The sequence below is a fragment of the Arminella tubonensis genome (assembly GCF_003240585.1).
Lineage (GTDB): Bacteria > Pseudomonadota > Alphaproteobacteria > Rhizobiales > Rhizobiaceae > Rhizobium > Rhizobium tubonense.
The window spans coordinates 57,977-83,912 of sequence record NZ_PCDP01000039.1; the positions used below are offsets into that span (position 1 = coordinate 57,977).

Annotated in this window: 23 protein-coding genes and 2 pseudogenes; 19 read left to right on the plus strand and 6 right to left on the minus strand. The window is 60.0% G+C overall.

Going from position 1 to position 25,936, the window contains the following annotated elements:
* Positions 1–10: 10 nt before the first annotated feature.
* Positions 11–454, minus strand: a pseudogene (locus tag CPY51_RS20035) (ATP-binding cassette domain-containing protein); the annotation flags it as partial.
* On the opposite strand from CPY51_RS20035, the pseudogene CPY51_RS33940 reads away from it, so the two are divergent.
* Positions 386–1,169 (plus strand): annotated as a pseudogene (locus CPY51_RS33940) (enolase C-terminal domain-like protein). The pseudogenes CPY51_RS20035 and CPY51_RS33940 sit on opposite strands and share 69 nt — an antisense overlap.
* Here CPY51_RS33940 and CPY51_RS20045 read toward each other — a convergent pair.
* On the minus strand, positions 1,108–1,932 hold the full coding sequence (locus CPY51_RS20045) for an AraC family transcriptional regulator (protein WP_244598735.1): 825 nt from the start codon (positions 1,930–1,932) through the stop codon (positions 1,108–1,110). The pseudogene CPY51_RS33940 and the gene CPY51_RS20045 overlap by 62 nt on opposite strands.
* 109 nt (positions 1,933–2,041) lie before the next feature.
* On the opposite strand from CPY51_RS20045, the gene CPY51_RS20050 reads away from it, so the two are divergent.
* The 3 genes from CPY51_RS20050 to CPY51_RS20060 all read left to right on the plus strand — a co-directional run bounded on the left by CPY51_RS20050 (position 2,042) and on the right by CPY51_RS20060 (position 5,605).
* Positions 2,042–3,250 (plus strand): MFS transporter, encoded by a 1,209-nt coding sequence (locus CPY51_RS20050; protein ID WP_111162004.1) that lies wholly within the window; start codon positions 2,042–2,044, stop codon positions 3,248–3,250.
* A gap of 127 nt (positions 3,251–3,377) precedes the next feature.
* Positions 3,378–4,319 carry a tagatose kinase gene (locus tag CPY51_RS20055; protein ID WP_111162005.1) on the plus strand — a complete coding sequence of 314 codons (942 nt, stop codon included), beginning with the start codon at positions 3,378–3,380 and terminating at the stop codon, positions 4,317–4,319.
* A gap of 5 nt (positions 4,320–4,324) precedes the next feature.
* The gene (locus tag CPY51_RS20060; RefSeq protein ID WP_111162064.1) at positions 4,325–5,605 is read left to right on the plus strand and encodes a D-tagatose-bisphosphate aldolase, class II, non-catalytic subunit; all 1,281 of its coding nucleotides are present in this window, start codon (positions 4,325–4,327) and stop codon (positions 5,603–5,605) included.
* A 15-nt stretch (positions 5,606–5,620) separates the two neighbouring features.
* Here the strand turns inward: CPY51_RS20060 and CPY51_RS20065 are convergent, their stop codons facing one another.
* Entirely contained in the window at positions 5,621–6,988 is a 1,368-nt protein-coding gene (locus CPY51_RS20065; RefSeq protein WP_111162006.1) for an O-antigen ligase family protein, read from the minus strand.
* Between the two features lie 194 nt (positions 6,989–7,182).
* A complete protein-coding gene (locus CPY51_RS20070) occupies positions 7,183–7,758 on the minus strand; it encodes a sugar transferase (RefSeq protein ID WP_111162007.1) in 576 nt (191 codons plus the stop codon).
* A gap of 187 nt (positions 7,759–7,945) precedes the next feature.
* Here CPY51_RS20070 and CPY51_RS20075 point away from each other — a divergent pair, with 187 nt between their 5' ends.
* Positions 7,946–8,887: a UDP-glucose 4-epimerase family protein gene (locus CPY51_RS20075; RefSeq protein WP_111162008.1), complete on the plus strand. Its 942-nt coding sequence runs from the start codon at positions 7,946–7,948 to the stop codon at positions 8,885–8,887.
* Here CPY51_RS20075 and CPY51_RS20080 read toward each other — a convergent pair whose 3' ends face one another.
* Positions 8,888–10,171 carry a nucleotide sugar dehydrogenase gene (locus CPY51_RS20080; protein WP_111162009.1) on the minus strand — a complete coding sequence of 428 codons (1,284 nt, stop codon included), beginning with the start codon at positions 10,169–10,171 and terminating at the stop codon, positions 8,888–8,890.
* A 223-nt stretch (positions 10,172–10,394) separates the two neighbouring features.
* Between CPY51_RS20080 and CPY51_RS32330 the strand changes: the two genes are divergently transcribed.
* The 13 genes from CPY51_RS32330 (at position 10,395) to CPY51_RS20140 (ending at position 24,275) form a co-directional block, all read left to right on the plus strand.
* Complete coding sequence (locus tag CPY51_RS32330) at positions 10,395–10,745, plus strand: type 2 periplasmic-binding domain-containing protein (RefSeq protein WP_146260148.1); 351 nt, start codon at positions 10,395–10,397, stop codon at positions 10,743–10,745.
* 229 nt (positions 10,746–10,974) lie between these two features.
* Entirely contained in the window at positions 10,975–11,064 is a 90-nt protein-coding gene (gene kdpF / locus CPY51_RS20085) for a K(+)-transporting ATPase subunit F (RefSeq protein WP_007691771.1), read from the plus strand.
* 33 nt (positions 11,065–11,097) lie between these two features.
* A complete protein-coding gene (kdpA, locus tag CPY51_RS20090) occupies positions 11,098–12,801 on the plus strand; it encodes a potassium-transporting ATPase subunit KdpA (RefSeq protein ID WP_111162010.1) in 1,704 nt (567 codons plus the stop codon).
* 220 nt (positions 12,802–13,021) lie between these two features.
* Positions 13,022–15,112, plus strand: a complete 2,091-nt coding sequence (gene kdpB / locus CPY51_RS20095; RefSeq protein ID WP_111162011.1) for a potassium-transporting ATPase subunit KdpB — start codon at positions 13,022–13,024, stop codon at positions 15,110–15,112.
* Positions 15,113–15,186: 74 nt separating this feature from the next.
* Positions 15,187–15,792 (plus strand): K(+)-transporting ATPase subunit C, encoded by a 606-nt coding sequence (locus tag CPY51_RS20100; protein WP_111162012.1) that lies wholly within the window; start codon positions 15,187–15,189, stop codon positions 15,790–15,792.
* A gap of 62 nt (positions 15,793–15,854) precedes the next feature.
* Complete coding sequence (locus tag CPY51_RS20105) at positions 15,855–18,566, plus strand: sensor histidine kinase (RefSeq protein ID WP_111162013.1); 2,712 nt, start codon at positions 15,855–15,857, stop codon at positions 18,564–18,566.
* On the plus strand, positions 18,563–19,255 hold the full coding sequence (locus CPY51_RS20110) for a response regulator transcription factor (protein WP_111162014.1): 693 nt from the start codon (positions 18,563–18,565) through the stop codon (positions 19,253–19,255). The genes CPY51_RS20105 and CPY51_RS20110 overlap by 4 nt, the downstream gene beginning before the upstream one ends.
* Before the next feature lie 85 nt (positions 19,256–19,340).
* Positions 19,341–19,796 (plus strand): PTS sugar transporter subunit IIA, encoded by a 456-nt coding sequence (locus CPY51_RS20115; RefSeq protein ID WP_111162015.1) that lies wholly within the window; start codon positions 19,341–19,343, stop codon positions 19,794–19,796.
* Positions 19,797–19,956: 160 nt separating this feature from the next.
* A complete protein-coding gene (locus CPY51_RS20120) occupies positions 19,957–20,985 on the plus strand; it encodes a sulfate ABC transporter substrate-binding protein (protein ID WP_111162016.1) in 1,029 nt (342 codons plus the stop codon).
* A 6-nt stretch (positions 20,986–20,991) separates the two neighbouring features.
* Positions 20,992–21,849, plus strand: a complete 858-nt coding sequence (gene cysT, locus CPY51_RS20125) for a sulfate ABC transporter permease subunit CysT (protein ID WP_111162017.1) — start codon at positions 20,992–20,994, stop codon at positions 21,847–21,849.
* Positions 21,839–22,711 carry a sulfate ABC transporter permease subunit CysW gene (gene cysW / locus CPY51_RS20130; RefSeq protein ID WP_111162018.1) on the plus strand — a complete coding sequence of 291 codons (873 nt, stop codon included), beginning with the start codon at positions 21,839–21,841 and terminating at the stop codon, positions 22,709–22,711. Before cysT ends, cysW begins: the two co-directional genes overlap by 11 nt.
* Before the next feature lie 10 nt (positions 22,712–22,721).
* Entirely contained in the window at positions 22,722–23,768 is a 1,047-nt protein-coding gene (locus tag CPY51_RS20135; RefSeq protein WP_111162019.1) for a sulfate/molybdate ABC transporter ATP-binding protein, read from the plus strand.
* Positions 23,769–23,804: 36 nt separating this feature from the next.
* Entirely contained in the window at positions 23,805–24,275 is a 471-nt protein-coding gene (locus tag CPY51_RS20140) for a CopD family protein (protein ID WP_111162020.1), read from the plus strand.
* 19 nt (positions 24,276–24,294) lie between these two features.
* Here the strand turns inward: CPY51_RS20140 and CPY51_RS20145 are convergent, their stop codons facing one another.
* Positions 24,295–25,092 carry an NAD-dependent epimerase/dehydratase family protein gene (locus CPY51_RS20145; RefSeq protein WP_111162065.1) on the minus strand — a complete coding sequence of 266 codons (798 nt, stop codon included), beginning with the start codon at positions 25,090–25,092 and terminating at the stop codon, positions 24,295–24,297.
* A 100-nt stretch (positions 25,093–25,192) separates the two neighbouring features.
* Here CPY51_RS20145 and CPY51_RS20150 point away from each other — a divergent pair, with 100 nt between their 5' ends.
* Entirely contained in the window at positions 25,193–25,933 is a 741-nt protein-coding gene (locus tag CPY51_RS20150) for a FadR/GntR family transcriptional regulator (RefSeq protein ID WP_111162021.1), read from the plus strand.
* Positions 25,934–25,936: the final 3 nt, after the last annotated feature.

Here is a 25,936-nt window from a genome sequence, read left to right on the forward strand (position 1 = left end):
CGTTTCGAGTTCACAACAGCTCGTGAACTTCGTCGATCGACGTTTCGGCCGTGGGCCGATCGAAGACGATCTCTCCGCGCGCCATGGCGACGATCCGGTCGCAGGATTGGAAGACGTGCTGCATGTTGTGGGAGATGAAGATGCCCGTCAGTCCCTGCGCCTTCAGGCCCCGAACGAAGCCGATGACCTTGTTGGTTTCCTTGACGGAGAGATGATTGGTCGGCTCGTCGAGGATGAGGACCTTGGATTTGAAATGCATGGCGCGCGCAATCGCGACGCCCTGCTTCTGTCCGCCCGAGAGCTCGCCGACAAGCGCGTCCGGCGAGCGCAAATGCAGATCGACATCGGCGATTGCCTTGACGCTCTCTTCGCGCATGCGGCGCTGATCCATGATCCCGAAACCTCCGAAGGCCCATTTCAACGGCTCGCGGCCGATGAAAAGGTTTCGCGCGATGTCGGCACAGATTCCGTTCGTCACGACCCGAATGGAGCATTCGGCGTCGAAGAGGCCATCCGCTTTGCCAAAGGCATCGAGGATCTGAACAACGACTACTTCGAGGATCCAAACTGGGGATTGAACGGCATGCGGCGGGTGCGCGAGAACGCTTCGATGCCGTTGGCGACGAACACCGTCGTCATCAATTTCGAACAGTTGGCAACCAACGTACTCAATCCCGCATGCGACGTGATCCTGCTCGACACGACCTTTTGGGGCGGCATCCGCCCTTGCATCAAGGTGGCAGGCATCTGTGAAGCGTTTCAGCTTGGCATTGCCGTTCATTCCTCAGAAACTTGGCATCCAGCTCGCGACGATGCTCCATCTTGGCGCGGTGCTGCCAAACCTCGTCTTCACCGCCGACGCACATTACCATCAGCTCGTCGACGACATCATCATCGGCGGGCCGATGCAATACAAGAACGGGGCCATTGCCGTTCCGACGGGACCCGGTCTCGGCGTCGAGATCGACCGCGACAAGCTCGGCAAATATGCCGAGCTCTACAAATTCCTGGGTGGCTCCTCTATGACCGCGATCAGGCGCGACCTGGCTGGTTCTCCGTGGTGCCCAACACCCGCTGGGCCGATCCGGCTGACGGTCGCGTCGTCGATCATTGAGCTGAAGCCCTGCCGCCAAAATAGGCGCGCGGAGCGACGCCGAGCATGCGCTTGAACATGGTGGTGAAGGCGGCGATGCTTTCATAGCCGAGGTCAAGCGCGACCGATGTAACAGGCTCACCACCGGCAAGGCGCGGGAGGGCGGCGAAAAGGCATGCCTGCTGGCGCCAGATCGAGAGGCTGAGGCCGGTCTCGCGGTGGAAAGCCCGGGTGAAGGTGCGCCGGCTCATGGAGAGTTCCCTTGCCCAATCGTCGATGACGAGGTGTGGAGACGGCTTCGCCAGAAACCGGCTGCAAAGCGCAGCCAGCCGGGGCTCCTCGGGAAAGGGCAGCCCAAGCGAGCGATCCGGCAGCGTCGATATCACGTCGAGCAGCAAAGGCATTATCAGGTCGATCCGTCCGGTCGACGCACCGTCGGGCCGGGGCGCCGCGGCCTCGACGATCAGCGCACGGGCAAGATCGGTGATGGCGACGACACGCGCCACATTGGGAAAGGCCGGAAGCGCATCCTGCGCCACGTAAACCGACAGCATGTTGACCTCGCCCAGAATATCGACGGAGTGTTCAATTCCAGCCGGTATCCACAGCGCGTGCTCCGGCGGCACCATCCAGCGCCCCTGGGTCGAGGTGACCATCACAACGCCGGTGCGAGCATAGAGCAGCTGCGGTCGGCTATGGCTGTGCCACTCCACGAAATCACCGGCGGGATAGTGGCTCGGCATCGCATAGATCGGGCCGGTCGAAGCCTCGATCGCCCTCAGCCGCTTATTGTGACGTTCGGGTGTGTCGGCAGGAACACGTTTCGACCGATTGAGCATGGTTTGGCCCACTTGCGAAAGAAATGGACCAAAACACGAAAGCAAGGCGGAGACAAGCGGCCTATCGAGAGGCGTTGACAGACGGAGTATGAACGTGACCAACAGTGCAATGAGCCTGGAAAAGCAATCGGCCGAAGAGACTGTCTTCGCCATCATCATGGCGGTCAGCTTCTGCCATCTGCTCAACGACACGATGCAATCGCTAATTCCGGCGCTTTATCCCATGATCAAGCAGAGTTACGGGCTCGATTTCACGCAGATCGGATTTCTCGGCCTGGTCTTTCAGGTGACGGCATCGCTGCTTCAGCCGTTGATCGGAATTTACACCGATAAGCGGCCCCTGCCCTATTCGCTGACGGTGGGGATGGGCTTCACGCTCATCGGGCTGCTGCTGCTGGCATTCGCTCACGCCTATTGGGTCTTGCTGATCGGCGCCGGCGTGGTAGGCCTTGGATCCGCAGTCTTCCATCCCGAATCGTCCCGCGTTGCCCGGCTGGCCTCGGGCGGGCGGCATGGGCTGGCGCAATCTCTGTTTCAGGTCGGCGGCAATTTCGGATCGGCCATGGGGCCATTGCTTGCGGCATTCATCGTCCTGCCGCGCGGGCAGACCAGCGTCGCGTGGTTCTCGCTCGTGGCATTATTGGGGATGACGGTGCTGTGGCGCGTGGGCATGTGGTATGCGCGACACGGCGCAGCCAGAGGCAGGCGCAAATCGGTAGCGACGTCAGTCGCCCTCCCGCGCAAGACTGTCATGAAGGCCATCGCCGTGCTGGCGCTGCTGGTGTTCTCGAAATACGTCTACATGACAAGCCTGTCGAGCTATTACACCTTCTACATGATCGAGCGCTTCGGGGTGTCCGTCCAACACGCGCAAGTTCTGCTGTTCGTATTCCTGGGCGCAGTCGCCGTCGGAACCGTGGCCGGCGGTCCCGTCGTCGATTGGTTCGGAACCAAGTTCGTGATCTGGTTCTCGATCCTCGGCGCCCTGCCGTTCACCCTGGCGCTCCCCTATGCCGATTACACCTGGACGGTCGCGCTGACCTTCGTGATCGGCGTCATCCTCGCCTCGGCCTTCTCCGCCATCGTCGTCTTCGCGCAGGAGCTGGTTCCGGGGCGTGTGGGGATGATTGCCGGATTGTTCTTCGGCTTTGCATTCGGCATCGGTGGCATAGGTGCAGCCGGCCTCGGGGTTGTTGCCGACCATATGGGCATCGAGTTCGTCTATCGCCTCTGCTCCTACCTGCCGTTGCTCGGGCTGCTGACGGTATTCCTGCCCAATATCGGCAAGGGTCGGCGGCACAGAAGCCAAGAGCTCTAGGCTCTAGACTTTCACTGCTGTATTTTTAAAGTTGACACGCGCAAAGTTATTTGGTGTTTGGTGCCGTTGCTTGAATGTGGCGGCGTCATTGTTGCGCGCAAAACAAAAAAATCGGAAATAACGGGTCATGAGCAAGATACTTACGATCGGCGAAATCCTGGTTGAAATTATCGCTACCGAGCGAGGAAACGGGTTCCGCGCGCCGGTCTCGCTGATTGGTCCGTTCCCTTCGGGGGCGCCGGCGATTTTCATCGACCAGGTCGGCAAGCTCGGCCAGGACTGCGCCATCATCTCGCGTGTGGGCGATGATGATTTCGGCCACCTCAACGTCGACCGACTGAGGGCGGACAATGTCGACGTATCCGGTATCGACATCGTTCCGCAGGGCACGACTGGCAGCGCCTTCGTGCGCTATCGCGAGGATGGCAGCCGGGCGTTCGTTTTCAACATTCGCCACAGTGCCTGCGGCACGATCGAACTCACCGGCAATGCCGCCCGCCTCGCTGAGGAATGCACCCACCTTCACGTCATGGGCACGTCCCTCTACGCCCCAAGCGTCGTCGACAGTATTCTTGCGGCTATCCGGATCATCAAGTCGAAGGGCGGCACCGTTTCCTTCGATCCCAATCTGCGACCGGAGATATTGAATGCTCCGGGTATGCGAGAGGCGCTGAAGGCAGTCATTGCCCAGACAGACCTTTTCCTCCCAAGCGGCGCCGAACTCTATCTGTTCACCGAGGCGACCGACGAAAAAGATGCGGTCAAGGAATTGCTCGCTACTGGAATCAAGGCGGTCGTCGTCAAGCAAGGTTCTGTCGGCGCCACCTATTTCGATCAGACACGCACACTCACAAGTCCCGGTTTCGCGGTCGAAGAAGTTGATCCAACGGGTGCCGGCGACTGTTTCGGCGCCGCCTTCGTCACTTTCTGGCTGAACGGCGCGGAGCCGGAACAGGCTCTTCTCTACGCCAATGCCTGCGGCGCAAGAGCCGTCACCAAGGCAGGTCCGATGGAAGGCGCTTCCACGCGCGCTGAGCTCGACGCCTTCCTCGTTTCGCAGAAGGTATGACCCCGATGACGCACAACTACCTGCTCGACATCGCCTCCTGGCGCGGCCGCCCCGGGTTCCAAGGCATTCCTTCCATCTGCTCGGCCCATCCGATCGTCATCGAAGCGGCCATGCTCCATGCCCTTAAGGCCGACAGCCATCTTTTGATCGAAGCCACATGCAACCAGGTCAACCAGGATGGCGGCTATACCGGAATGACGCCAGCCGATTTCCGGGAATTCGTCGAGCGGCTGACTGACAAGACCGGCTTTCCAACATCGAAAATCATCCTCGGCGGCGATCATCTGGGCCCCAATCCCTGGAAACATCTGCCTGCAGAAGAGGCGATGGAACAGGCAGTGGTCATGATCGAAGCATTCGCGGCGGCAGGCTTCACGAAACTGCACCTCGACACCAGCATGGGCTGCCTGGGCGAGCCGGTGGCACTGTCGGATGCTGTTACCGCTTCCCGTGCGGCCCGACTGGCCGCCGCCGCCGAAACAGTGCTTCGCGGCCAGGGAAAAGTCATGCCGGCCTATATCGTCGGAACGGAAGTCCCGATCCCGGGTGGTGCGATGGAGGAACTGGGCGAGCTGGAAATCACCAGCCCCGAAGCCGCGCTTGAGACCATCCGTGTCCACCGCGACGCCTTTCGGCGCGCCGGTGTTTCAGATGCTTTTGACCGCGTGGTTGGGGCCGTGGTCCAGCCAGGCGTCGAATTCGGAAATCACAACGTTATCGCCTATATCCCGGCACGGGCCCGCGCACTGGGCGCAAGCCTTGCCAATCTGCGCGGCCTGGTGTTTGAGGCACACTCGACGGACTATCAGACACGGGATGCGCTACGCTCGCTGGTATCAGACGGATTCGCCATCTTGAAAGTCGGCCCCAGCTTGACGTTTTCTCTCAGGGAAGCTCTCTATGGCCTTGATCTAATTGCGGCATTTCTATTTCCAAACAAGCGTTCCGAGACACTCGCCTCCGTCATCGAGCGCGTGATGCTGGACGACCCCAAGAACTGGGAGAAATATTATCACGGGGTTCCTGAGGAACGGCATCTGCAGCGGCATTTCTCCTACAGTGACCGGATGCGGTACTATTGGCCGCACCCGGAAATTGCCGCCGCAGTGGAAACGCTGTTCGCCGTTCTCCAGAGCGTGACGATACCGGAGACGATGATCAGCCAGTATCTGCGGGGGCTGTACTCCGGCGTCCGAGCCGGCGCGGTAAAGCCTGAGGCAGAGGCATTGGCGATCGCCGCCGTCGATGTCGTGCTGGAGAACTATTTTCAGGCATGCCGTTCGTGATCGAGTGGGCCAAGGCTAGTCCTGCTTTGCCGCAGTCAGATGCGGCGACGTCGATTCATGCGCGATCGTCGGCTTCAAGTTGATCCGCATGTTGCACCAACACGCAAACGCAGAACTCAAGAGCGCAAGGCTCTCGCCGATCGCCAGGCGATTGTTGGAATTGCTCAGCAGCGTAAACGCGAAAAATAGCAGGCCGAGCGCATAAGTATGGAGTACCGCTCTCGGGATGAGCCCTGATCGAAAAGCGCGCCACACCGAAACCACCAGCGAAGCGAGAATCGTCGTCATGACGAATGCGCCGAATGCACCGAAGCGGACCAGCATTTCAAGATAACCGTTGTGGAGCAGCGTGTATTGAACATTCGCGTAGCGCGTCTGGTGCCATCGCTCCAGCCACTGATTTTCCCAGCCGAACCATGGCGCGGCGGAGATCAGCTCTCCGGCATTGTACCAGAGCTGCAAGCGCTCATCCATCGAGAAGGGCGTTGCGGTGGATGCGATTGCCCCGGCAACAACCCCGCTGACGTCCCGGCCGTCATCGATGCCCTCCAGCATCGTGATGGCAGCGGTAACGGTCGGGCCGGCGGTCTTGTTCAGATTATGCCGGACCGTATAGATCCCTGCTAACAATAGGGCGGCCGCACAGACGATGATGACAACGCCCATTTTCCGTCGGAGATAGGTCAGCGCGACGAGCCCCACGATCGGCAGGGTCACGATCAGCGCGAGCCACACGCCCTTGGATTTGGCGCCATAGATAGCGATAAAGCAGACAATGATGATCAGCGGCGCCGCAAAATAGGCAAACCGGGCAAAGGCCGGATTGCTCGACTTGTTCGTCATGTAGTGCAGCAGCCAGAAGGAGGCCGAAATGAGGATCAGTCCGCAGGCGACCGCGCCGTGAATCTGGTTGTTCATGATCAGCGGCTTGACGGTTTCGCCAGCAAAAATCAGTTGGAAATGCGTCGTTGTGACCAACATCACCACGGCCACGACGAAAAACGCGGCGACAATTCTTTCAAATTGCGCCTCATAGAGGCCAAACGCGACGCCAAGTATAGGGAAAAAGAAGGGGAAGGCGAAGAGCCAGTCGGATGCTCCAAGATCGTGACCTGGCGTCATGAAATATATGGCTGCGAACCGCACCACGACATAAAGACCCCAGCCCATGCATAGCCAACCGAGCAAATTGGTCCGCGGCCGATCTTCCATCTTCAGATAGTGGACGAGCGCAATGATGGCGAGGATCGCCGACGCGTAACGGTAAGTATCGCTTTCGACGAAAACCGGCGACGCGACAAGTAGCCATAGCACGCATCCGAGCAGCGTCAGCGGCAGGCCCATGGTCCTCATCGAAACGACCGGGGTTGTTTTCGGGGGCATATCTTCAGCATGCGGTTTGTTTGGCAACAATTGCTTCGGTCCTTTCGCTCCAGCCGCGCGTCATGCTTGGAAAGCGCCTGAGTATGATCCGGTGACGTTCCTAGTGGCAGCACATGAAGACGGGCTGAAGAAAAGTCCAACTCCCTCATGAACTTATGCGTCGCTGTTATAGCTGCCGTTAACACCAATAGCGGTCAATGGTCTACACCGTCACCGCGCACAACTTTTAACGCCGTCAGTAACAGTATGCGAAAATCGAACATGAAGGATCGTCGTGTCAGATATTCTTCATCCAGTTTCACTTTGACCGGAATGGGCAATTCGTCGCGGCCGTTGATCTGCGCCCAACCCGTCAGTCCGGGTAGCAGCGCCTCGACGCCGCGCGCCGTGCGCAGCTCGATCAGGTCCTGCTGATTGAAGAGGGCCGGCCGCGGACCGACCAGGCTCATGTCGCCCCTGAGGATGCACCAAAGCTGGGGCAATTCGTCCAAGCTGGACCGCCTCAGAAATGAGCCGATCGGCGTGAGGTAGGACCTGGGATCGCCGAGAAGATGGGTTGCGACCGCGGGCGTGTCTGTCCGCATGCTACGGAATTTCGGCATGCGGAAAATGCGATTGCTCCGGCCAACGCGATCGGACCAATAAAGAGCAGGCCCTGGAGACGTGACCTTGACCGCCGCCGCGATAAAAATGACGGGGATGAGAAGGACCACAGCGGCAACACCGACGACAAGAAGATCGAAAACGCGCTTGGCGATCGAATATGACATTTTCTCGGACATGTTTCTGTTGTCGCGCGCTACGGCTCTGCAGGTTAACTGACGTCTGGGTCAAATCTCACATTGCGCCGTCTTTCACAATCGCAAAGGATCGCTTTTCCTCAAGCATGGTCCGAGATTGCACTTGAGGTTGCGGCCACGTAAGAGCTGAAGCGCTACTCAATCGAATGGACGTCGCATGATATTGGTGACAGGGGCGACCGGCTTCGTCGGGCAGGCACTCTGCGAAGAGCTTGACCGCCGGCAGATCGCGTATCTGCCGACAAGCCGGGCGCCGCGAAAGGGTTTCCACATGTCGGGTGAGATCGACGGGACGACCGACTGGGCCTCAGGTCTCATCGGCGTGACGACCGTTGTCCATCTTGCCGCCCGCGTCCACGTCATGAACGACGTCGCGACGGATCCTCTTGCAGCTTTCCGCGCCGTCAACGTGGATGCGACGCTCAACCTGGCCCGTCAGGCCGCGGCCGCAGGAGCCAGGCGCTTCGTCTTCCTGAGCTCCATCAAGGTGAACGGCGAATCAACAAATCCCGGCAAACCGTTCACTTCACACGACATTCCGCAGCCGGGGGATCCCTATGGCCTATCGAAATGGGAGGCGGAGCGGGCTCTGGTTCAACTCGGAACCCAAACGGGAATGGAAATCGTCATCATCCGGCCGCCGCTCGTCTATGGGCCCGGCGTCAAAGCCAATTTTGCCAGCATGATGGCTTGGGTCCGGCGCGGCGTGCCCCTGCCGCTCGGACGGGTTGCCAACAAGCGCTCACTGGTGTTCGTCAAGAATCTCGCCGATTTGATTCTTGTCTGCGCTGAGAGCGACGGCGCCGCCAATCGCATATTCCTGGTGAGCGACGGGCGCGACCTCTCCATCGCAGAATTGTTGCGCAAGCTCGCGGAAGGCATGGGTCGTCCTGTCAGGATTTTTCCTATCTCACCGCGCCTGCTGGAAGCGGTGGCGCGGGCCGCCGGAAAGGGCGCAGCCGCGCGACGCCTGCTCGGCTCGCTGCAGGTTGATATCAGCGATACGCGCAGTGCTACCGGATGGACACCGCCTTACTCGGTGGACGAAGGCCTGAGGCAGACGGTACGGGCTTTCCTGAAAGACAATCCGAGGGCGTGATCAAAGGCTCCACACCGCGTGACCGGTGAGCCCCGGATTGCCGAGATCCAACGCCGCCTTCACATCCACGATCACGCCGCCGGGCTCTAGAAACCCCAGAATGCCCTGCGCATCTTCAACAAGGTACTGCTGATGCGGAACGGCCAGCACGATTGCATCCAGCGACGGAAAGTCGGCGAGCTCGGTAAAGTGCACGCCGTATTCTTCTTCCGCCTCGCATGGGTTGGCCATGGGGTCGTGAACCAGCGGGGTGAGCCCGAATTGATGCAGCTCGCGGATAATGTCCGGCACGCGACTGTTTCTGAGGTCCGGAACGTTTTCCTTGAACGTCAGCCCAAATATGCCGATGCGAGCGCCGTTGATCGGCCTGTTGGCTGCAACCAGCATCTTGATGAGCTTCTGCGCGATGAAGCTACCCATGCCGTCGTTGATCCGGCGACCGGAGAGGATGACCTCGGGATGGTATCCGAGCTCCTCGGCCTTTGCCGTCAGATAATAGGGATCGACACCGATGCAGTGGCCGCCGACGAGCCCAGGCGTGAACGGCAGGAAATTCCATTTGGTCCGAGCCGCCTTCAATACATCGGCCGTGCGGATATCCATCTTCTCGAAGATGATGGAAAGCTCGTTCATCAAGGCGATGTTGAGATCGCGCTGGGTATTTTCGATAACCTTGGCGGCTTCAGCCACCTTGATGGCCGGTGCCCGGTGAATTCCGGCAGGAACGACGGCGCCGTAAATTGCCGCGATCCTATCGAGCGTTTCCGGCGTATCTCCAGCAACGACCTTGACGATGCGCTCGAAGGTATGTTCGCGATCTCCAGGATTGATGCGCTCAGGCGAATAGCCGAGATTGAAATCGACGCCCTGCGTCAGGCCCGAGACCTCCGCAAGCACGGGCCCGCAGATGTCCTCGGTAACACCTGGAAAGACGGTCGATTCATAGACGACGACGCTGCCTTTTTTCATCACCGCGCCGACCGTACGCGAGGCCGCGATCATCGGGCGCAGATCCGGCTGGCGGTTCTTGTCGATCGGGGTCGGAACGGCGACGATGAAGACTGTGCAGTCTTCGAGGTCCTTCAGATCGCTCGTCAGCCGAAGGGTCGTCTCGCGAAGCCGCGAGGCAGGAACTTCGCGTGTCGCGTCCTCGCCCTTTGCAAGCGCTTTGACGCGCGCCTCCTTGATGTCGAAGCCGACCACGTCGGGGAATCTGGCGGCCAGCGCGATTGCAACGGGCAATCCGACATAGCCAAGGCCGATCACTGCTATTTTCTCGTTCACGCTCGTCTTCCCTAGGCAATGGCTGCAATTAGCGCATAGGCGATAGGGATGTCAGCTCAAATCTTTCGGAAGATCGCGTGAACCGCGGCCTTCCCATTCATTCGATCAGTCGAGCTTCACCAGATTGAGGGCCGGTAACGGCCTCCGGGAAACTTGATCTGGCCGGCGCCAATGCGCGATGCAGCCGGGGTGGAAATGGCCGCTGAACTGCGGGAGAGGATTCGTGAACGATCCCACCGCCATGGTAGATGCGGCTTTACTTGGGCTCGGCCTAATATGGACCGCGGTTCCCGACGCATTGAAGCATCTTGAAGACAGAACGCTTATAAGACGGGCCACGTCTTGGTATGTGGACGCCGGATCGATCTCGCTCTATTGTGCAAACCGCAAATTATGGCCGGCCAAGACACGCGCATTCATTGATTTCGTGGCGAAAAACCCTCGAAGCGAGCGCATGGCGGAGCGATTTTCGGGCAGCTTTGCGTCGCTTTCGGCATGTTCGAGAAGCAGCCCCTCCGGCGCGGCATTTATAAAATCTTTATATCTTTCCCCCTGGCGTCCTCTCGAACCTTAATGCGGTTCGGTCGCATATAAAGCCGCGAGACAATCGAGTGATCGTCTCCACGCCAGGAAGAAGAAAGGCGCCTTTCGGAGGCCGGCTCAGTTCTTTCGACGTTCCACAAAAACAACCAAGGATAACGATCGATGATGGACATTCTTCTTATCGGGATCGGTGCTTTATTTTTTGTGCTGTGCATCGCTTACACCAAAGCCTGCGACAGCCTTTGATCGGAGAGACACCCATGCTTCTGGATTATATTCTCGGTGGCGGCGTGACGATCTTCCTCACCGCCTACCTCATCTACGCACTCATTCGCCCTGAGCGCTTCTAGTCCCATGGCGCCGGATAGGGGAAAGTTAGACCCATGACAGTCAACGGATGGCTCCAGATCCTGCTCTATTGCGGGATCGTAATTTTGCTCGTCAAACCGCTCGGCGGTTACATGACGCGTGTCTTCAACGGCGAGCGCACTTGGCTCTCCTATGTCCTTGCTCCAGTAGAGCGGGGACTTTATCGTATTGCAGGAACAAGCGAACGCGAGGAGCAGCACTGGACGACCTACGCGATCTCGATGATCGTTTTCAGCCTTGCCGGCTTCTTCGTTCTCTATTTGCTGCAACGCCTGCAGGCCAGCCTGCCCTTCAATCCGGCCGGCATGGGCACCATCGGACCCGAGCTCTCGTTCAACAATGCCGCCAGTTTCGTGACCAATACCAACTGGCAGAACTATGGCGGCGAGAGCACGATGTCCTATCTCGTGCAGATGGCCGGATTTACCGTCCAGAACTTCACGTCTGCCGCAACCGGCATCGTGCTTGCGATCGCGCTGATCCGCGCCTTCGCTCGAGCTTCCGGCAAATCGATCGGCAACTTCTGGGTGGATCTGACCCGATGCACGCTCTATATCTTGCTCCCGGCCTGCATCGTCATGACGCTTGTCTTCGTCTATCTCGGCGTGCCGCAGACGCTTGGTCCTTACGTCAATGCGACAACGCTGGAAGGCGCGCAGCAGACCATCGCCGTCGGACCGGTTGCCTCGCAGCTGGCAATCAAGATGCTCGGCACCAATGGCGGCGGCTTCTTCAACGTCAACTCCGCCCATCCGTTTGAAAATCCGGATGCGATCTCCAACCTGATCCAGATGGTCGCGATCTTTGCGATCGGCGCAGCGCTGACCAACGTCTTCGGACGCATGGTCGGCAGTCAGCGCCAGGGCTGGGCGATCCTTGCAACCATGGGCGTCCTGTTCCTTTCCGGCGTCATCGTCACCTACTGGGCCGAAGCTGCTGGCAATCCGCTGGTCCACGCGCTCGGCATCGACGGCGGCAACATGGAAGGCAAGGAAGTCCGCTTCGGCATCACGCTCTCCTCGCTGTTTGCGGTCATCACAACGGCAGCGTCGTGCGGCGCGGTCAACGCCATGCACGGTAGCTTCACGGCGATCGGCGGCCTGATCCCGCTTATCAACCTGCAACTCGGCGAAGTGATCGTCGGCGGCGTCGGGGCAGGTTTCTACGGCATCCTGATGTTCATCATCATCGCCATCTTCGTCGCCGGCCTGATGGTCGGGCGCACGCCGGAATATCTCGGCAAGAAGATCGAGGCTAAGGAAGTGAAGATGGCGATGCTGGCAGTGTTGTGCCTGCCCGCCGGCATGCTGATCTTCACTGCGATCGCCGTCGTGTTGCCCACTGCGGTCGCGTCGATCGGCAACCCCGGCCCGCACGGCTTCTCGGAGATCCTCTATGCGTACTCGTCGGCTGCCGCCAACAACGGCTCCGCCTTCGGTGGCCTCTCCGGCAACACGACCTGGTACAACATCACGCTCGGCATCGTCATGCTGATCGGCCGTTTCCTGGTCATCATCCCGGCACTTGCCATTGCTGGATCACTGATTACCAAGAAGACCGTGCCAGCTTCCGCCGGAACGTTCCCGACGGACGGGCCGCTCTTCGTCGGCCTTCTCGTCGGCACGATCCTGATCGTCGGCGGACTGACCTTCTTCCCAGCCCTTGCCCTTGGACCTGTCGTCGAACATCTGGCGATGATCGCAGGACAGACCTTCTGAGGATGATGGTTATGTCGCAGCCGATGTTCAGAAGGCTTCGAAAGTGCATCGATCCACGCCCCGCCGATCGCGGGCGTGGACCAGGCCAAACGGCCTGCGCCTCCAACATCATCCTGGTGATGATGATCGCGCTGCTTCTAGGCCTTGCCGCTTTCAGATTTTTTCAGGGTTGACCGGGCGCTCCCGGTTTACCGTTCCCTCTTCTTGCTGGAGTTCATCCATGAGCCAGTTAAAATCCGCGAGTATCCTGGATAGTCGCATTCTCATCCCCGCCGTGGGTGACGCTTTCAAAAAGCTCAATCCGCGCCATCTTTCCAAGAACCCCGTCATGTTTGTCGTCGCCGTCGTCTCGACGCTGACCACTATCCTCTTCCTACGCGACCTATTGACCGGTGGTGCTAACCTCGGCTTCGCGCTGCAGATCAACATCTGGCTGTGGTTCACCGTGCTGTTTGCCAACTTCGCTGAAGCGGTGGCCGAAGGCCGCGGCAAGGCACAGGCCGAATCACTGCGCAAGTCGCGCACCGAAACCCAGGCGAAGCTTCTGACCGGCACCAGCAGAACCGAATTCAGGCTGGTGCCCGGCACCAGCCTCAAGGTCGGCGACGTCGTTATCGTCGATGCCGGCGACATCATTCCCTCGGACGGTGAAGTCATCGAGGGCGTCGCCTCGGTCAACGAAGCGGCCATCACGGGCGAATCGGCACCGGTCATCCGCGAATCCGGTGGTGACCGATCTGCCGTCACCGGTGGCACGCAGGTGTTGTCGGACTGGATCCGCGTCCGGATTACCGCGGCTGCCGGCTCCACCTTCATCGACCGGATGATCGCGCTTGTCGAAGGCGCTGAACGCCAGAAGACGCCGAACGAGATCGCCCTCAACATCCTTCTCGCCGGTATGACGCTGATCTTCGTGCTTGCCACGGTGACCATCCCAAGCTTTGCCGCCTATGCCGGCGGCGCGATCCCGATCGTCGTCCTGGTGGCCCTGTTCGTGACGCTGATCCCGACGACGATCGGAGCGCTGCTATCGGCCATCGGTATCGCCGGCATGGACCGCCTGGTGCGTTTCAATGTGCTCGCCATGTCCGGCCGCGCCGTCGAAGCTGCCGGCGACGTCGATACCCTGCTTCTCGACAAGACCGGCACGATCACGCTCGGCAACCGCCAGGCAACCTCGTTCCGCCCGGTGAAAGGCGTCACCGAGAAGGATCTTGCCGATGCCGCCCAGCTGGCCTCGCTCGCCGACGAAACCCCGGAAGGCCGCTCGATCGTCGTGCTTGCCAAGGAACAATATGCGATCCGCGGGCGCGACATGGCGAGCCTCAGGGCCACCTTCGTACCTTTTACCGCACAGACCCGCATGAGCGGCGTCGATCTGGAAGGTTCCAGTATTCGCAAGGGCGCCGTCGACGCGGTTCTGGCCTACGTCAATGGTGGCGTCGGCATCCCATCCGGCGTCGGCTCGACCGTGATGTCGCGCACCGGCAGCGATACCGTGCGCGAGCTGCAGGCGATCGCCGACGAAGTGGCCAAGGCAGGCGGCACGCCGCTGGCCGTTGCCCGCGACGGCCGCCTGCTCGGCATCATCCAGCTCAAGGATATCGTCAAGGGCGGCATCCGCGAGCGCTTCGCAGAACTGCGTCGCATGGGTATTCGCACCGTCATGATCACCGGCGACAATCCGTTGACGGCGGCGGCGATCGCGGCCGAAGCCGGCGTCGACGACTTTTTAGCCCAGGCGACGCCCGAGATGAAACTGGCGCTGATGCGCGAGGAACAGGCCAAGGGCAAGCTCGTCGCCATGTGCGGCGATGGCACCAACGATGCCCCGGCCCTTGCCCAGGCCGACGTCGGCGTGGCGATGAACACCGGTACGGTGGCTGCCCGCGAGGCCGGCAACATGGTCGACCTCGACAGCGACCCGACGAAGCTCATCGAGATCGTGGAGATCGGCAAGCAGTTGCTGATGACCCGCGGCGCGCTGACGACGTTCTCGATCGCCAACGACATCGCCAAGTACTTCGCGATCATCCCGGCGATGTTCATCGCCTTCTATCCGCAGCTGAAGACGCTGAATGTCATGGGGCTGGCGACGCCGCAGAGCGCCATCCTGTCCGCCATCATCTTTAATGCGCTCATCATCATCGCGCTGATCCCGCTGTCGCTGAAGGGCGTCAAATATCGCCCGATCGGCGCCGGCGCACTGCTCAGCCGCAATCTGCTGATCTATGGCCTCGGTGGCATCATCGTCCCGTTCGTCGGCATCAAGGCGATCGACATGGCCATATTGGCCCTCGGTCTCGTCTAACCATTGTTCGAGCCTGATCTTGTCCGAAAACCGCTTCACACTTTTCGGGATCAGGCTCTAAAGGAGCTAAACTCATGTTCAAACAAATCAGACCTGCCATCGTCATGATCGTTGCCATGACAGCCGTCACCGGCCTCATCTACCCGATCGGCATGACCAGCGTCGCACAGGCATTCTTTCCCCATCAGGCCAATGGCAGCCTGGTGGAAAAAGATGGCAAGGTCATCGGCTCCAGCCTGATCGGCCAGGCCTTCGCCAGCGACCGCTATTTCCACGGGCGCCCATCGGCCACGACCGCGGCGGACCCGAACGACGCGTCGAAATCCGTTGCCTCGCCCTACAATGCTGCCAGTTCCGTGGGCTCCAATCTCGGCCCGACCAGTTCGAGCCTGATCACCCGCATCAAGGCTGACGCTGCGGCATTGCAGTCGACCAATCCGAACGTCCCCGTGCCGATCGACCTGGTCACAACGTCTGGCAGCGGCCTTGATCCACATATCTCGCCCGACGACGCCTATTTCCAGATCCCGCGGGTGGCCAAGGCACGCGGCGTGGACGAGGCAAAGCTTCGGGGACTGATCGACGCTGCCGTCCAGCCGCGAGAACTCGGCATCCTCGGAGAACCCGTCGTCAACGTGCTGGCATTGAACCAGGCACTTGATGCTTCTATGACTCCGTGAGACTAGCACCGGAGGTCGCGCGAGACGACCTCCGGTTCGCATCTCCCAGGAAAGACAGACTGATGCCGGACGACAGCCGCGACATGCCCAACAGGCCTTCGCCAGATGCGCTTCTCGAAAAAGCACGGCAGGAAACGCGCGGCCGGTTGAAGATTTTCCTCGGCGCGGCTCCCGGTGTCGGCAAGACCTACGAGATGCTGATTTCCGGACGCGCCAAGATCGCCGATGGTGCGGATGTTGTCATCGGCATCGTCGAAACGCACGGTCGTCGGGAAACCGAGGCGCTCATCGCCGGGTTTGAGATCATTCCGCGCGTCATGGTCGACTACAAGGGCCGGAAGCTGGAGGAGATGGACCTCGATGCCATTCTCGCCCGTCGCCCGGAACTGGTGCTGGTCGACGAACTGGCACACAGCAACGCGGAGGGTAGCCGTCACTCCAAACGCTATCTCGATGTCAAGGAACTGCTCGATCGCGGCATCGACGTCTACACGACCCTCAATATCCAGCATGTCGAAAGCCTCAACGACGTCGTCTCGCAGATCACGCGTATTCGGGTTCGCGAGACGGTTCCGGACTCGATCATCGATATGGCCGATGATGTCGAGATCATCGACCTGACACCTGATGATCTGATCAAGCGGCTCCACGACGGCAAGGTCTATGTCTCAAAGACCGCCGAGCGCGCGCTTACCAACTATTTTACGCCTGGCAACCTGACGGCACTGCGCGAGCTGGCATTGCGGCGCACGGCGCAGCGGGTCGACGACCAGCTGCTGACCCATATGCAGGCTCATGCCATCCCGGGGCCTTGGGCGGCCAGCGAGCGCGTTGTGGTTTCGGTCGATCACCACATGCGCTGCGCGTCGCTAGTGCGCTATGCCTCGCGCATGGCATCGAGGCTGCGAGCGCCGTGGGCCGCCGTCTATGTCGAAACTCCCCGGTCGATCAATCTGACGGAGGCTCAGCGCGACGTGATTGCTGCAACCTTGCGGTTGGCCGAACAGCTCGGAGGCGAGGCGATCACCATTCCCGGCCGTGAGGTGGCCGAAGAGCTCATTCGTCACGCGGCGAGCAATAACGTCACCCACATTGTCATCGGCTCTCCGCGCGACACGAGCTGGCGGGGCCCTTTCCAACGCTCCATCACCGACGAGCTGATCCGTAAGGCCGGCGACATCAGCGTTCATGTCATCTCGGGGACTGCCAAGGAGCCGTCCCCGGACGCCCGCGGCGTCAAGACGGTGGCGGTGCCCGTTCCTTTCCAGCTTCGCGCCTATGTGCTCTCCACGCTTTACGTTGCTCTGGCTGTAGGCATCAGCGTGATCCTGGATCAGGTGCTCGATGTGCGCAATCTGGCGCTGGTCTTCCTGATGGCGGTGCTGGCTTCGGCCGTGACTCAGGGATTGCGCCCGGCTCTCTACGCCTGCCTTTTGAGCGCGCTCTCGTTCAATTTCTTCTTTCTGCCGCCGCGCTACACCCTGACGATCAGCGATCCGGAAAGCGTGCTGGCCTTTTTCTTCTTCCTCGGGGTCGCGATCGTCGCCTCCAATCTGACCGCGACGGTGCAACGCCAAGCTGCCGCAGCCAGCCGGCGTGTCCGTACGACCGAAGACCTCTATCTCTTCAGCAAGAAGCTTGCCGGCACCGGTACGCTCGACGACGTCCTCTGGGCGACCGCATTTCAGCTCGCCTCCATGCTCAAGGTGCGCGTGGTGCTGCTTCTGCCAGAGGATGGGACCATTGCCGTCAAGGCCGGCTATCCGCCCGACGATACGCTTGACGAAGCGGATATAGCTGCTGCGCGCTGGGCATGGGAGCACAATCATGCAGCAGGACGCGGTGCCGACACCCTGCCCGGCGCCAAGCGCCTCTATGTACCGCTGCGCACCGGGCGGACTGCCGTCGGCGTCATCGGCCTCGACAGTGATCGTCGCGACGGCCCCTTGCTGACCCCCGACCAGCAGCGCCTTCTCGATGCGCTGGCCGATCAGGCTGCACTTGCCATCGAGCGCGTCCAGCTCGTCGGCGACGTCGACCGAGCGAAACTGGCAGTCGAAGCGGACCGGTTGCGCTCGGCGCTGCTGACATCGATTTCCCACGATCTGAAGACGCCGCTTGCCGCCATCCTGGGCGCTGCCGGGACGCTCAGGGATTATCTCGATTCCATGCCGGCCGAGGATCGCGCCGATCTTCTGTCGACTGTCATCGACGAGTCGGAGCGGCTCAACCGCTTCATTGCCAATCTCCTCGACATGACGAAGATCGAATCCGGTGCGATGGAGCCGAACAAGGCATTGCACTATGCGGGAGATATCGTTGGTAGCACGCTTCGCCGCAGCGCCAAGATCCTGGCGCGCCACCGTGTGGAGGTTGATCTGCCGGTTGACCTGCCTGTGATCCGCGTCGATCCCGTCCTGTTCGAGCAGCTGCTGTTCAATCTGCTTGACAACGCCGCCAAATACGCGCCCGAGGGCTCCGCCATTCGCATCGAGGCATGGGCTGACACCTACAGCGTGGTATTTCAGATCATGGACGAAGGGCCGGGCATTCCGCCTGCCGATCTGGAACGCGTCTTCGATACCTTCTACCGCGTGCGTAAAGGCGACCAGGTGCGGGCCGGCACCGGCCTTGGCCTGTCGATATGCCGCGGCTTCATCGAGGCGATGGCGGGCACGATCACCGCAAGCAACCGGACCGGCGGATCCGGGGCCGTGTTCACCATACGCCTGCCGAGACCCACAGACATCCCGAAACTGTATGAGCTCAAATGACCAGTTCAACCGTCAAGATACTCGTCGTCGACGACGAGCCGCCGATCAGGAAGCTATTGCGCGTCGGACTGACTGCCGAGGGCTATCTTGTCAACGAAGCCTCCAACGCAGCGACCGCGCGGCAATCGGCCGAGGAAGATCAACCGGACCTGATCATTCTCGACCTCGGCCTTCCCGACAAGTCTGGTCACGAGCTATTGCGGGAATGGCGCGAAGCCGGCCTTCTCGTCCCCGTTGTCATCCTGTCCAGCCGTACTGACGAGGCCGGGATCGTCATGGCGCTCGAGAGTGGTGCAGATGATTACGTCACCAAGCCCTTCGGCATCCATGAGCTCGCCGCCCGTATTCGCGTCGCCCTGCGCCATCGGCTGCAGCAGCAGGGTGAGAAGGCGATCTTCCAGACCGGCGGCCTGTCGCTCGATCTCGTCAAGCGCATCGTCCGGCTGAACGGGGAGGAAGTGAAGCTTTCGCCGAAGGAATACGACATTCTGAGGGTGATGGCCCAGTATGCAGGCAAGGTGCTGACGCATCAGTTTCTGTTGAAGCAGGTCTGGGGACCGGCGGCGGATGTGCAATATCTCCGGGTCTACGTACGTCAGCTGCGGCAGAAGATCGAAGAGGTCCCTGACCAGCCACACTACATCACAACCGAGACCGGCGTCGGCTACCGCTTGCGGGAGCCGGACTGACCTTTCATCCCAATGTCGCCGATCTTTACCCCTTCCTGCGGGGCAACCCCTATGCCGCAGTCAGTTACCGAGTGAAAGTGTAACTATGGACCTCTCCACCATCATTCATCCCGAACATGTCTTCATCGGACTTTCCGCACCGACGAAATGGCGGGCCTTGCAGCTCGTGTCGCAAAAGGCCGCAACCTGTCTCGGCGTCGAGGAAGCCGTTGTCCTTCACGCCCTGGAAGCGCGGGAGAGGCTCGGCACGACCGGGATCGGCAATGGCATTGCTGTGCCGCATGCCGCGATCGCGGGCATGACAAAACCGCGCGGTCTCATTATCCGCTTTGCAAAGCCCGTCGACTTCGAGGCGATCGACAATGTCGGGACCGACCTCGTTTTCATGCTCCTGTTCGGCGAAAGTGGGCGAGGTGAGTATCTGAACGTGCTCGCAGCCATCGCACGGCGATTGCAGACTGAGGGCGTGTTGGCGGCTATCCGCCAAGCAAAAACCGGCGACGAGCTCTATGCCGATTTCATCGGCGACGCGCTGAGGTAGCACGCGAAATCGGTTAGCCACGGCCAACCGAAAGCAAGACGATTTCACTTTACGCGATTTTATGGGAATGCATTCTAAGCAGGCGCCGCCAGCGGGAACAATCGTCGTTACATTATACGACCAAGTTGATAGAGTTTGGCCATAATAAATGGAGGTGACGATGCAGACGGTACGACTTTCCCGGCTTCTCGCGGCAGCAGTTTTGATTGGCAGTTTTTCCCTGGCGGACCTTGCTCCGGCCTGGGCGGCGGATACGACGCTTCTTAATGTGTCCTACGATCCGACAAGAGAATTATACAAGGATTTCAATTCTCAATTTGCAGCCAAATGGAAAAAGGATACGGGCGAGGATCTGACGATCAAGTCATCCCATGGCGGCTCCGGCGCTCAGGCACGTTCGGTCATCGACGGTCTTGACGCTGATGTGGTCACGCTTGCAGTCGAGAGCGATATCGATGCGATCTCCAAAGCCACGAAGAAGATTCCGGCTGACTGGAAGACCAGACTTCCAAACGGCAGCGTCCCTTATACGTCCACGATCGTATTCCTGGTTCGCAAGGGCAACCCCAAGGGCATCAAGGATTGGGGTGATCTGGTCAAGGACGGCGTCCAGGTGATCACGCCGAACCCGAAGACCTCGGGCGGCGCGCGCTGGAACTTGCTGGCCGGCTGGGCTTGGGCCAAACAGGCAAACGGCGGCGACGATGCGAAGGCGAAAGACTATATAACCCAGCTTTACAAGCATGTTCCGGTGCTGGACAGCGGTGCGCGCGGCGCGACCACGACCTTCGTCCAGCGCGGCCTCGGCGACGTGCTGCTCGCCTGGGAAAACGAAGCCTATCTCTCGCTGGAAGAGCTCGGCCCCGACAAGTTCGAGATCGTGACGCCGTCCGTTTCGATCCGCGCCGACCCGCCGGTTGCCTTGGTCGACGGCAATGTCGACACAAAGGGCACGCGCAAGGCTGCCGAAGCATATCTTCAGTATCTTTATGCCGATGAAGGACAGAAGATCGCGGCCAAGCACTACTACCGGCCGATCAAGCCAGAGGCTGCCGATCCGAAGGATATCGCCCGGTTCCCGAGCGTCAAACTGGCGACGATCGACGATTTTGGTGGCTGGAAGGAAGCGCAGCCGAAATTTTTTGCAGATGGTGGTATATTCGACCAGATTTATAAGCCGGGGCAATAATTCTTAATGCATGCAGCAGTCCGCAAGCGGTGGCGGTTTAGGCAGCCGAGCGTCATTCCAGGGTTTGGATTGGCGCTCGGCTTTACCTTAATCTGGCTCACCCTCATCATACTCATCCCGCTTTCCGGTCTCGCCTGGCGTTCGAGTTCGCTCGGCTGGGCGCAGTTCTGGTCGATCGCCTCCGATCCACGAACGCTGAGCGCCTTGCGTATCAGTTTCGGCGGCGCCTTTATTGCAGCCACGATCAATGCAGTCTTCGGCGTCGTGCTCGCCTGGGTGCTGGTGCGTTATCGCTTTCCCGGAAAGCGCATCATCGATGCCATGGTCGACCTGCCATTCGCTCTACCGACGGCAGTTGCGGGCATCGCGCTGGCGACTCTCTATGCGCCAAACGGGTGGATTGGGCAGTTTCTGCTGCCGCTCGGCATCAAGATCGCCTATACGCCGGCCGGTGTTGTCGTGGCGCTGGTTTTCGTCGGCCTGCCTTTCGTTGTGAGGACCGTTCAGCCGATCATGGAAGAGATCGACAAGGAAGTCGAAGAGGCGGCGGCGACGCTCGGCGCCTATCGCTTCCAGACGATCTCGCGGGTGCTGCTGCCGGGGCTTGCTCCGGCTGTCCTTACCGGCTTTGCGCTCGCATTCGCGCGCGGCGTCGGTGAATATGGGTCCGTGATCTTTATCGCGGGCAATCTGCCATATGTCTCAGAAATAGCGCCGCTATTGATCATCATCAGGCTGGAAGAATTCAACTATCCTGCGGCGACAGCAATCGCCGCAGTGATGTTGGTCATCTCCTTCATCATGCTTCTTTTCATCAACCTTATCCAATCCTGGAGCAGACGGAGGTACGGTAATGGCGCTTGACGCTTCTGCTCCCCCTCGCCCACAGCATTCGGCAATTACCGAAAGTCGGATTGCGCGGTGGACGCTGGTCGCCATTTCGCTGGTGTTCCTGGCCCTCATCCTGGTGCTGCCACTTGCCGCCGTGTTCATCGAAGCGTTCAGCAAGGGTGCCGACGAGTTTTTTGCATCACTGCAGGACTCGGAGACCTATTCAGCGATCAAGCTGACGCTTCTCGTTGCCGCCATCAGCGTGCCGATGAATGTAATTTTTGGCGTTGCGGCCGCCTGGGCAATTGCGAAATTCGAGTTCAAGGGCAAGGCCTTTCTCACCACCCTGATCGATCTTCCCTTTTCGGTCTCCCCCGTCATCTCCGGCCTCGTTTTCGTGCTGCTGTTCAGCTCGAACAGCCTCATCGGCCCCTGGCTGCAAAGCCATGGGGTAAAGATACTCTTCGCCGTTCCCGGCCTTGTGCTGGCGACGATGTTCGTCACCTTTCCCTTCGTTGCGCGGGAGCTCATCCCCCTGATGCAGGAGCAGGGGACGGCCGACGAGGAGGCAGCCCTGTCGCTTGGCGCAAGCGGCTGGCAGACGTTCTGGCATGTCACGCTGCCCAACATCAAATGGGGCCTGCTCTATGGTGTCCTACTTTGCAATGCGCGCGCGATGGGCGAGTTCGGTGCGGTGTCGGTTGTGTCAGGCCATATCCGCGGCGAGACCAACACGATGCCACTACAGGTCGAGATTCTGTACAACGACTATAGTTTTGCCGCTGCTTTCGCAGTCGCGACATTGCTAGCACTCCTCGCGCTCGTTACGCTTGTTTTGAAGACGCTCCTGGAAATGCGATTCAGCGAAGAAATCGCTGCCAGCCGCCGTCACTGAAGGATTATGCATGGAAGTTCGCGTTCAAAACATACGCAAGGAATTCGGGCGCTTTCCCGCCCTGCACGACGTTTCCCTCGATATCAGGCCTAGCGAACTCATCGCGCTTCTTGGACCTTCCGGGTCAGGCAAGACAACGCTGCTGCGCCTGATTGCTGGGTTGGAGACGCCGACGGAGGGTCAGATTTTTTTCGGCAACGAAGATGCATCGAAAAGGACCGTCCAGCAGCGCAATATCGGCTTCGTCTTTCAGCACTACGCCCTGTTCCGCCATATGACGGTGCTAGATAACATTTCCTTTGGCCTCAAAGTGCGCCCGGCTGCCCGCCGTCCGACGCGCGCTGAGATTCGCAGGCGTGCCATGGAACTGCTGGACCTTGTTCAGCTCTCCGGCCTCGAGAAACGTTATCCGGCACAACTATCGGGGGGCCAGCGCCAGCGAGTAGCGCTCGCGCGCGCCATGGCGGTGGAACCGAACGTGCTTTTGCTCGACGAACCTTTCGGCGCGCTTGATGCTCAGGTCCGCAAGGATCTGCGCAAATGGCTGCGCGAAATCCATGACCAGACCAGCCACACGACGGTCTTCGTCACCCATGACCAGGAAGAGGCGCTGGAGCTTGCGGACCGCGTCGTCGTTTTGAACAAGGGTGCGATCGAACAGGTCGGCACGCCCGACGAAATCTACGATTCGCCGAACTCTCCCTTTGTCTTCGGTTTCATCGGCCAGTCGAACTGTCTGAACGTCCGGGTCACGGACGGCGAGATCTGGTTCGAGGACCGGCCGCTTGGCTTAAGTGCCCTCGGAGAACCGGACGGCGAGGCGCAGCTCTACTTTCGCCCGCACGACGTGGAGCTTCGTGATGGCTGTGGCGGCTGCATCGCCGGCCTGCTCACCACCAGTCGCCGCGTCGCCGGAACCCGCCATATCGAGATCGATATCGGCGCCGGCCATCCGCATATCGAAATCGAGCTGCCGCCGGACAAAGCGGGGGGGCTCGACCGCACGCGAATAGCGTTTAGGCCAACCCGCTGGAAGCTGTTTCGAAGCGGCGACTGATCGCCGGGACTGGTTCCGTTTTTGCACGATTTGCTTATGGTTGCGCCAAACGACGCCATCGGGAGGAAATCGCTCGTGCTCTATCTCTATGTGAAAGCCATTCATGTCATGGCGGTCATCACGCTTGTTGGCGGGATGCTTCTGCTTGCGTTTACGTTGTCACTTGTTTCAGGCGGAGACGGCCGTCTTCCAAGTGACCGCGAGGCAGCCTTCATCGCACGCGTTCGCCGATGGGACCGCATGGTGACGGCACCTTCGCTTGGCCTTGTCTGGATTGCCGGCATTTCGCTGATGACGATCGGCGGCTGGTATCAATCGCCCTGGCTGATGGTCAAGATCCTGCCGGTTCTTCTACTGAGCGCGCTTCACGGCATGGAATCAGCAGCGCTCCGCCGTCGCGTTGGGCTGCCTGCGTCCGCTCTATCGCCGATGCTTCGCTACGCCGTCCCGATCATCGCCGCCTGCGTGGTGTTGATCGCGCTGCTCGCGGTGGTCAAGCCGTTCTGAAGCTGGTTTAGTCATCGCTTCAGTCTTCGGGATGCCCTGCCGCAGCAAACCCGCCGCCATGGTAGAGCACGGCGGGATCGCTGATCGTTTCCGGCTCGGCATTGGCCAGGATCTCCGCTCGCCACTGCGATGAACTGTCCTGCGGTGTCCAGCCGAGGAAGCCGGCATTGCCGTTGTCCCACCACTGCTCATCATTGGCCGACGCACCGTAGACGATGGTGTGGCCAAGCCACTGGGCGTCGAACGCATGGCCACAGAGCGTTATGAGATCGCGAGCACTGAGCCAAGTCGCCAGCATCCGGCGATTGCGCGGCTTTGGAAAGCAGGAGCCGATGCGAACCGACAGGGTCTCCTGGCCGAACTTGTCGAAATACATGCTCGCGAGACCCTCCCCGAACACTTTGGAGACCCCGTAAAGCGAATCGGGTCGAGGCGGCACCTTGTTGTCGAGCCGCTCGTCGCGGCGATAATAGCCTATCGCGTGATTGGAGCTTGCAAAGATGATGCGCGGCTTGCCATTGTGGCGGGCCGCTTCATAAAGATTGTACAGTCCAAGGATGTTTCCCTGCAGGATCATGTCGAACGGCTTCTCGGTGGAAACCCCGCCGAGATGGATGATGCCGTCCACGCCTTTCATCAGTGCATCCAGCCCGTCTCTATCGGTGACGTCGCAGCGGACAAACCGCTCGTTCGGCCCCAGATCGTCGATGCCGACAATATCCGAGAGGATTACTGTCTCGGCGAGCTCCGATAGTAGTGGCCGCAACGCAGTCCCGACGCCACCCGCGGCGCCCGTCATCAACAAGGTCTTCAGCATCGACATCCTTTCAATCAATTCTCGGCCATGAGCTTATAATATAAGCTTTTGTTCGTCATCATATATCTGTAGAGTAGTCGATATCAAAACGGAGACTGATATGACGCAGCAGAGCGAAGCCGGAATCAAGGCGCCCGCCAGCCGGCGCAATCTGGTCGATGTCGTCGGCGGTCGGCTGCGGCAGGATATCATCAATGGCCTACTCAAGCCGGGAGAAAAACTACCGAGCGAAAGCGGGTTGACCGAGCAATTCAAGGTCAGCCGCACGGTCATCCGCGAAGCGATCGCCTCCATGCGGGCCGACGGATTGCTCGATGTCAGACACGGCATTGGCGTCTTTGTCGGCAATATCAAGGCGCATCCACTGCAGGGCTTGCTGGATACCGATGCCGGTCGGGTTTCGTCGATCATCGAGATGCTCGAGCTGCGCGCCGCGGTCGAAACGGAGGCTGCAGGCCTTGCCGCGCTGCGTCGCTCGCCTGCACAGGAGCAGGTGATCATCGAGAGGTTCGAGGAGATCGGCCGCGCCCTCGTCGAAGGCCTGGCAACGTCTGAAGCTGATTTCCGCTTTCATGTCGCGATCGCCGACGCCACAAATAATCCTCGTTTTCGCGAATTCCTGGAGCTGACGGGCCAGCAGATGATCCCGCGCTCGACGCTCCAGCAGGGCGGCAGGGAAGCGCCGGCGGATTATTTGGCACAAATCCAGAGCGAGCATCACCATATTGCCGATGCCATTTCCGAGCGGGACGAAAATGGCGCCCGGGAAGCGATGCGGCTGCATCTGAAAGGAAGCCAGCAGCGCTACCGCAGTCTCATCAGAAAGGCGTCGCCAATATAAGTC

What these genes read in the sequence shown, in the direction of transcription:
- CPY51_RS20045 (WP_244598735.1), bottom strand. Translation starts at nt 1,932, where the DNA reads ATGCTCAATCGGTCGAAACGTGTTCCTGCCGACACACCCGAACGTCAC.
- CPY51_RS20050 (WP_111162004.1), top strand. Translation starts at nt 2,042, where the DNA reads ATGAGCCTGGAAAAGCAATCGGCCGAAGAGACTGTCTTCGCCATCATC.
- CPY51_RS20055 (WP_111162005.1), top strand. Translation starts at nt 3,378, where the DNA reads ATGAGCAAGATACTTACGATCGGCGAAATCCTGGTTGAAATTATCGCT.
- CPY51_RS20060 (WP_111162064.1), top strand. Translation starts at nt 4,325, where the DNA reads ATGACGCACAACTACCTGCTCGACATCGCCTCCTGGCGCGGCCGCCCC.
- CPY51_RS20065 (WP_111162006.1), bottom strand. Translation starts at nt 6,988, where the DNA reads ATGCCCCCGAAAACAACCCCGGTCGTTTCGATGAGGACCATGGGCCTG.
- CPY51_RS20070 (WP_111162007.1), bottom strand. Translation starts at nt 7,758, where the DNA reads ATGTCATATTCGATCGCCAAGCGCGTTTTCGATCTTCTTGTCGTCGGT.
- CPY51_RS20075 (WP_111162008.1), top strand. Translation starts at nt 7,946, where the DNA reads ATGATATTGGTGACAGGGGCGACCGGCTTCGTCGGGCAGGCACTCTGC.
- kdpF (WP_007691771.1), top strand. Translation starts at nt 10,975, where the DNA reads ATGCTTCTGGATTATATTCTCGGTGGCGGCGTGACGATCTTCCTCACC.
- kdpA (WP_111162010.1), top strand. Translation starts at nt 11,098, where the DNA reads ATGACAGTCAACGGATGGCTCCAGATCCTGCTCTATTGCGGGATCGTA.
- kdpB (WP_111162011.1), top strand. Translation starts at nt 13,022, where the DNA reads ATGAGCCAGTTAAAATCCGCGAGTATCCTGGATAGTCGCATTCTCATC.
- CPY51_RS20100 (WP_111162012.1), top strand. Translation starts at nt 15,187, where the DNA reads ATGTTCAAACAAATCAGACCTGCCATCGTCATGATCGTTGCCATGACA.
- CPY51_RS20105 (WP_111162013.1), top strand. Translation starts at nt 15,855, where the DNA reads ATGCCGGACGACAGCCGCGACATGCCCAACAGGCCTTCGCCAGATGCG.
- CPY51_RS20110 (WP_111162014.1), top strand. Translation starts at nt 18,563, where the DNA reads ATGACCAGTTCAACCGTCAAGATACTCGTCGTCGACGACGAGCCGCCG.
- CPY51_RS20115 (WP_111162015.1), top strand. Translation starts at nt 19,341, where the DNA reads ATGGACCTCTCCACCATCATTCATCCCGAACATGTCTTCATCGGACTT.
- CPY51_RS20120 (WP_111162016.1), top strand. Translation starts at nt 19,957, where the DNA reads ATGCAGACGGTACGACTTTCCCGGCTTCTCGCGGCAGCAGTTTTGATT.
- cysT (WP_111162017.1), top strand. Translation starts at nt 20,992, where the DNA reads ATGCATGCAGCAGTCCGCAAGCGGTGGCGGTTTAGGCAGCCGAGCGTC.
- cysW (WP_111162018.1), top strand. Translation starts at nt 21,839, where the DNA reads ATGGCGCTTGACGCTTCTGCTCCCCCTCGCCCACAGCATTCGGCAATT.
- CPY51_RS20135 (WP_111162019.1), top strand. Translation starts at nt 22,722, where the DNA reads ATGGAAGTTCGCGTTCAAAACATACGCAAGGAATTCGGGCGCTTTCCC.
- CPY51_RS20140 (WP_111162020.1), top strand. Translation starts at nt 23,805, where the DNA reads ATGGTTGCGCCAAACGACGCCATCGGGAGGAAATCGCTCGTGCTCTAT.
- CPY51_RS20145 (WP_111162065.1), bottom strand. Translation starts at nt 25,092, where the DNA reads ATGCTGAAGACCTTGTTGATGACGGGCGCCGCGGGTGGCGTCGGGACT.
- CPY51_RS20150 (WP_111162021.1), top strand. Translation starts at nt 25,193, where the DNA reads ATGACGCAGCAGAGCGAAGCCGGAATCAAGGCGCCCGCCAGCCGGCGC.